4 protein-coding genes are annotated in these 6377 nt (G+C 68.8%); all 4 read left to right on the forward strand.

Annotation, left to right across the window (positions count from 1 at the left end; all coding sequences use genetic code 11):
* The first annotated feature begins 67 nt into the window (after positions 1-67).
* The gene (locus B551_RS11765) at positions 68-784 is read left to right on the forward strand and encodes a DsbC family protein (RefSeq protein WP_043439073.1); all 717 of its coding nucleotides are present in this window, start codon (positions 68-70) and stop codon (positions 782-784) included.
* Between the two features lie 55 nt (positions 785-839).
* A complete protein-coding gene (locus tag B551_RS11770; RefSeq protein ID WP_006579541.1) occupies positions 840-1838 on the forward strand; it encodes an MDR family oxidoreductase in 999 nt (332 codons plus the stop codon).
* A 207-nt stretch (positions 1839-2045) separates the two neighbouring features.
* The gene (locus B551_RS11775) at positions 2046-3902 is read left to right on the forward strand and encodes a M61 family metallopeptidase (RefSeq protein WP_006579542.1); all 1857 of its coding nucleotides are present in this window, start codon (positions 2046-2048) and stop codon (positions 3900-3902) included.
* Positions 3903-3959: 57 nt separating this feature from the next.
* On the forward strand, positions 3960-6377 hold a 2418-nt coding region (locus B551_RS11780), incomplete at its 3' end, for an FUSC family protein (protein WP_023264150.1).

Consider the following 6377-nt stretch of genomic DNA (forward strand, 5'->3'; position numbering starts at 1 on the left):
CCCGCCGCGCTCCAATCCGTTGTCCAACGCACTGCGCAACGCGCTGACCCGGCGCGCCTCGCGCGCGATGGCCGCGCTGACGCTCGCGGCGGCCACGGCCGCCTTCGCGCACCCGGCGCTGGCCGCAAGCGACCCGACCGCGGAGCGCATCAAGACCAATGTGCAGAAGATGCTGGGCGGCCGCGCGGAGATCAAGAGCGTCGAGAAGACGCCGATCGCCGGTCTCTACGAAGTCAATATCGGCGGCCAGCTGGTCTACGCCGATGCGAGCGGCCGCTACATCCTCAATGGCGAACTGCTCGATACGCGCAGCGGCACCAATCTGACCGAGCAGCGGCTGGCGGAGATCAATCGGATCAAGTGGTCCGACCTGCCGCTGTCGCGCGCGATCAAATGGAGCAAGGGCGACGGCAGCCGCCAGGTCGCGGTGTTCTCGGATCCGAACTGCGGCTATTGCAAGCAGATCGAGCAGACCTTCCAGCAGATGGACAACATCACGGTCTACACCTTCCTCTATCCGGTGCTGTCGCCGGACTCGACCGTCAAGGCCAAGCAGGTCTGGTGCGCGTCCGACCGGACCAAGGCGTGGCGCGACTGGATGCTGTCGAAGGTCACGCCGAGTGGTGCCGGCAATTGCAAGACACCGCTGGAAGAGAACCTGGCGCTGGGCCACAGCCTCAATGTCACCGGCACGCCGGCGGTGTTCTTCACCGACGGCACGCGCATTCCGGGCGCGGCCGACGTCGCGACGCTCGAGCGCAAGCTGTCGAGCCTGAAGAAGTAAGGAACAAAGAGCAAGGAACAAAGTAGCAAGGAACACATAACGAGGAGACACCACCATGACCTTCCGCGCGCTGTTGCTGACCCAGACCGACGGCGACAAGCCATCGACCCGCGCCGAGATCGCGACGCTGCAGGACGACCAGTTGCCCGCCGACGGCGACGTGCTGGTCGAGATCGATTATTCGACGATCAACTTCAAGGACGGCCTGGCGATCACGGGCCGCAGTCCGGTCGTGCGCAAGTGGCCGATGGTGGCCGGCATCGATGGCGCCGGCACCGTGCTGGAGTCGTCGAACCCGCGCTGGCGTGCCGGCGACAAGGTGGTGCTGAACGGCTACGGCGTCGGCGAGACGCACTGGGGCTGCCTGGCGCAGCGCGCGCGCCTGAAGGGCGAATGGTTGGTGCGCCTGCCCGAGTCGCTGACGACGCGGCAGGCGATGGCGATCGGCACTGCCGGCTATACCGCGATGCTGTCGGTGCTGGCGCTGGAGGCCTCGGGCGTGCGGCCGGAGCAGGGCGAGGTGCTGGTGACCGGCGCCTCGGGCGGCGTCGGCACCGTGGCGATCGCGCTGCTCGGCAAGCTCGGCTATCGCGTGGTGGCCTCGACCGGCAAGACCGGCGAAGCGGACTTCCTGAAGGCGCTCGGCGCGGCCGACATCATCGATCGCGCCGAACTGTCGGCGCCGGGCAAGCCGCTGCAGAAGGAGCGCTGGGCCGCGGTGGTCGATGCGGTCGGTTCGCACACGCTGGTCAACGCCATCGCGCAGGTGCGCTACGGCGGCGTGGTGACGGCCTGCGGGCTGGCCCAAGGCATGGATCTTCCGGGTTCGGTGGCGCCGTTCATCCTGCGCGGCGTGACGCTGCACGGCATCGACAGCGTGATGGCGCCGATGGCGCGGCGCGAGCAGGCGTGGGCGCGTCTCGCGCAGGACCTCGAGCCGGACCGACTGGCGGCGATCACGCAGGAGATCGGCCTGGCCGACGCGATCGAAGCGGGCCAGCGCATCATCGCCGGCGGCATGCGCGGACGCGTGGTGGTCGACGTCAATCGCTGACATTGGAGGCGGCGCCGCGCGCGGCGGGCGTACCGCGACGGCACCAACGCGACACCAACGCATCAGTGCACCAACGCATCAGCGCATCAACGCATCAGCGCATCAGCGCATCAACGCATCAGTGCATCAACGCATCAACGCATCAACGCCCGAGCGCGTCAACGGCAGCGCCCGGGCCGACGTGCCCGTGACGCTACAATCGTGGCCATGAAGCCGATCCACTACGCCATTGCCCCGCTTCAGCCCGAAGCGCATCTGTTCGCGGTCACCGTCACGGTGGACGATCCCGACCCCGCCGGCCAACGTTTTTCGCTGCCGGCGTGGATTCCCGGCAGCTACATGATTCGCGAGTTCGCGCGGAACATCGTCAGGATTCGCGCCGATGCCGGCAATGGAGCAGACCGCCGTCCCGTTGCGCTGACCAAGCTCGACAAGCACAGCTGGCAGGCCGAGCCGATCGACCCCACGCACGGTCCGCTGACGCTGTCGTACGAGGTCTACGCGTGGGACCTGTCGGTGCGCGCGGCGCATCTGGATCGCACCCACGGCTTCTTCAACGGAACCTCGGTGTTCCTCTGCGTCGACGGCAAGGCCGACCGGCCCTGCACCGTCGACATCCATCCGCCCCAGGGCGAGGCCTATCGCAACTGGCGCGTGGCCACGGCGCTGCCGGAGGCGCCGGGCCGAGGCGGTGCCAAGCGCTACGGTTTCGGCCGCTATCGCGCCGCCGACTACGACGAGCTGATCGACCACCCGGTCGAGATGGGCGAGTTCGCGATGGGCACGTTCAAGGCCTGCGGCGCGCAGCACGACGTGGTGTTCACCGGCCGCGTGCCACAGCTGGACATCGAGCGCGTCTGCCGCGACCTGAAGCGGATCTGCGAGGCGCAGATCCGGCTGTTCGAGCCGCGCAGCGAGCGCGCGCCGTTCCTCGACAGCAATCGCCGCTATGTCTTCATGACGATGGTCACCGGCGACGGCTATGGCGGCCTCGAACATCGCGCCAGCACCGCGCTGATGTGCGCGCGCGGCGATCTGCCGGTGCGCGGCAATCCGGAAAGCAGCGAGGGCTACCGCGGCTTCCTCGGCCTGTGCAGCCACGAGTATTTCCATACCTGGAACGTCAAGCGGATCAAGCCGGCGGCCTTCGTGCCGTACCAGCTGCAGGCCGAAACGCATACGCCGCTGCTGTGGCTGTTCGAGGGCTTTACCAGCTATTACGACGACCTGATGCTGGTGCGCAGCGGCTGCATCACCGAGCAGCAATACGTCGAGCTGCTGGCCAAGACCTGGAACGGCGTGCTGCGCGGCAGCGGCCGCACCAAGCAGAGCGTGGCCGACAGTTCGTTCGATGCCTGGACCAAGTATTACCGCCAGGACGAGAACGCGCCCAATGCGATCGTCAGCTACTACACCAAGGGCTCGCTGATCGGCCTGGCGCTGGACCTGACGATTCGCAGCCGCACCGACGGCCGCCGCTCGCTCGACGACGTGATGCGGATGCTGTGGCGGCGCTATGGCCGCGATTTCTACGCGCCCGGCGCGGTGCAGCGCGGCGTCACCGAGGACGAGGTCCATGCGCTGATCGACGAGGTCGCCGGCGTACGGGTGTCCCCGCAGCTGCGGGCCTGGACCGAGGGCACCGGCGAGCTGCCATTGCCGGCGCTGTTCAAGTCCTTCGGCATCCGGGCCGAACCGCGCAAGCCCACGCGCGCGGCGGCGCTCGGCATCAAGACCACCAGCGAGAACGGCTGGGTGCGCGTGACGCAGGTGCTCGACGGCGGCGCGGCGCAGGCGGCCGGCTGGTCGGCCGGCGATCTGCTGGCCGCGGTGGACGGGCTGCGCGTCACGCCGAACGGGGCCGGGCAGCTCGACAAGCTGCTGGCGCGCTATCGCGCCGGCGACAGCGTGCCTTGCCACCTGTTCCGCCGCGACGAACTGCACGTGCTGCCGGTGACCTTCGCGCCGGAGCCGGCCACCGAATATCGGCTCCAGCTGGAAGAAGGCGAAGATCGGCGCCGGCGCGGCCGCCATCCATTGCGCGCGCGCTGGCTGGGCCAGTAAGCTGGCGGCCCTGCCGTCCGCCGTAGCTCATCGCCGTAGCCCGCCCACCGCGCCCGCATGCAATACGCCCACGATCCCCGCACCTTCGTTTTCTCGCACTACGTCTATCGCGGCCTGCGCTCGGCGACCGGCGTCATCGGCGCGACGCTGATCGCGCTGCAGCTTGCGGACCTGCCGACCGCGATGGTGGTGTCGATGGGCGCGCTGTGCACCAGCCTGATGGACCTGCCCAGCCCGGTGAACCACAAGTTCAACGAGATGCTGGCCAGCGTGCTGCTGTGCACGGCGGTGACGCTGGTCGTCGCGCTGGTCACGCCATTCCCGCGCGTGCTGCCGGTCGTGCTGGTGCTGGTCACCTTCCTGGCCGGCATGATGACCGTCTACGGCAACAAGACGATGCCGTTGCAGTTCTCGACGCTGTTCGTGATGACGCTGACGTTGAGCGAGGACTTCGTCGTGCGGCGCGCAATCGAGCACGCGCTGCTGTTCGGCGCCGGCGCGGCGGCGTACATGGCCTACGCGATGGCGGTCAGCTGGCTGATGGAGCGGCGCACCAAGCAGCAGATCCTGGCCGAGTCGCTGTACGAGCTGGCCGCCTACCTCGAAATCAAGGCCGGCTTCTACGATGCCGGCAACGACTACGACGAGCAGTTCAACGCGCTGGTGCGCCAGCAGATCGTGGTCGCGGAGCGGCAGCAGGCGGCGCGCGACCTGGTGCTGCGCGGCAACCGCACGCCGCACGACGGGCTGCTGGTGCAGGTCCATCTGCGCATGCTGGACCTGTACGAATACATTCTGTCGACCAATACCGACTATCCGCTGCTGCGCCAGACCTTTGCCGGCACGCCGGTGCTCGACGCGCTGCGGCGGCTGATCCGGCTGATGTGCGAGGACGTCGAGGCGATCGCCTACGACGTGACGCGCGGCCGGCCCTCGTATGCCGAGGTCGATTACCGCGAGGCGCTGCGCGCGGTCGCCGACGAGATCGCAATGCTGCGGCACCACCATATCGACCCGGCCGCGATGACGGCGCTGGGAGAGACGCTCGACATGATCAAGGGCGCGATCGCGCTGGTCGAACAGCTGCACGTGGCCTCGCGCACGCCGGTCGAGCCGCGCCAGGTGCTGCCCGGCCCCGACATGACGCCGTTCCTGACGCGCCAGCGCTACGAATGGCGCGTGCTGCGCGACAACCTGCACTGGCGCGCGCCGGTGTTCCGCTTCTCGCTGCGCGTCACGATGGCGGTGGCGGCGGGGCTGGTGGTGGCCGGCTATCTGCCGTACGCCTCGCACAGCTACTGGATCCTGCTGACCATCATCGTCATCCTGAAGCCGAACTTCAGCATGACCAAGCAGCGCTACAACGACCGCCTGATCGGCACGCTGATCGGCTGCATCATCGCGCTGGCGATCCTGCGCGTGGTGCACGAACCGCTGGTGCTGCTGGCCGTGCTGTTCGTCTCGCTGGTGGCCAGCGCGACCTTCGTCACGATCAAGTACCGCTACACCGCGATCGCGGCCTGCGTGCAGGTGCTGGTGCAGATCAACCTGCTGATGCCGGGCGCGACGGTGGTCGGCGAGCGGCTGGTCGATACGGTGATCGGCGGCGTGATCGCGTCGATCTTCAGCTTCGTGCTGCCGAGCTGGGAATACCGCGCGATTCCGGCGCTGGTCGAGAACGTGCTGAACGCCAACCGGCGCTATATCGCCGCCACGCGCGACCTGCTGCTGGGAAAGACCGGGGACGACTTCGCCTATCGCGTCGAGCGCAAGCAGTTCATGGACAGCCTGTCGGCGCTGATCGGCTCGTTCCAGCGGATGCTCGACGAGCCCAGGAGCCGGCACCGCGCGGTCGACAACCTGAGCCGCTTCATCGTGCAGAACTATCTGGTGGCGGCCCATGTCGCGGCGGCGCGCATCCAGGTGCGCCAGCACGCCGACGAGCTCGACCTGCCGGCGGCGCGCGCCGCCGTGGAGGAAGCGACCGAGGCGGCGAGCCGCAGCCTGCGGCTCGCCAGCGAGCGGTTGGTCGAGGGCGACCGCGGCGAGGGCAGGGGCGCGGGTTTCATCCGCCGGCGGGCGGCGCCGGTAGAGCAGCCTGCCGCGGCCGTGGACGGTGAGAGCGCGGCGGCGGACAACCACGGCGAAACTGCGGAGGCACCGAAGGCACCGGAAGCACAGGAAGCAGCGGATCCGCATGCCGAGGCGATGCAGCAGAAGCCGGTGACGGAGATGGCGGGCGAAAACCAGGCCGCGCAAGCGAAGGAGACCGGGGATGCCACCGTGGCCGCCGAGTTGGCCGCCAACTCGGCCGCCGACTTGGCCGCCGACGCCGCGCTCGCCGAAGCCACCGAACGCCGCGCCAGGCTGGCCGATTCGGCCGACCGCTGGCATACCGAAACGCTGGTACAGACTGCCGGCGCCCCGGAACCGGGCGGTACCGCCAGCTCGACCGGCCGCGCCGCCAACGCGGTG

This window comes from Cupriavidus sp. HPC(L), from assembly GCF_000307735.3.
Lineage (GTDB): Bacteria > Pseudomonadota > Gammaproteobacteria > Burkholderiales > Burkholderiaceae > Cupriavidus.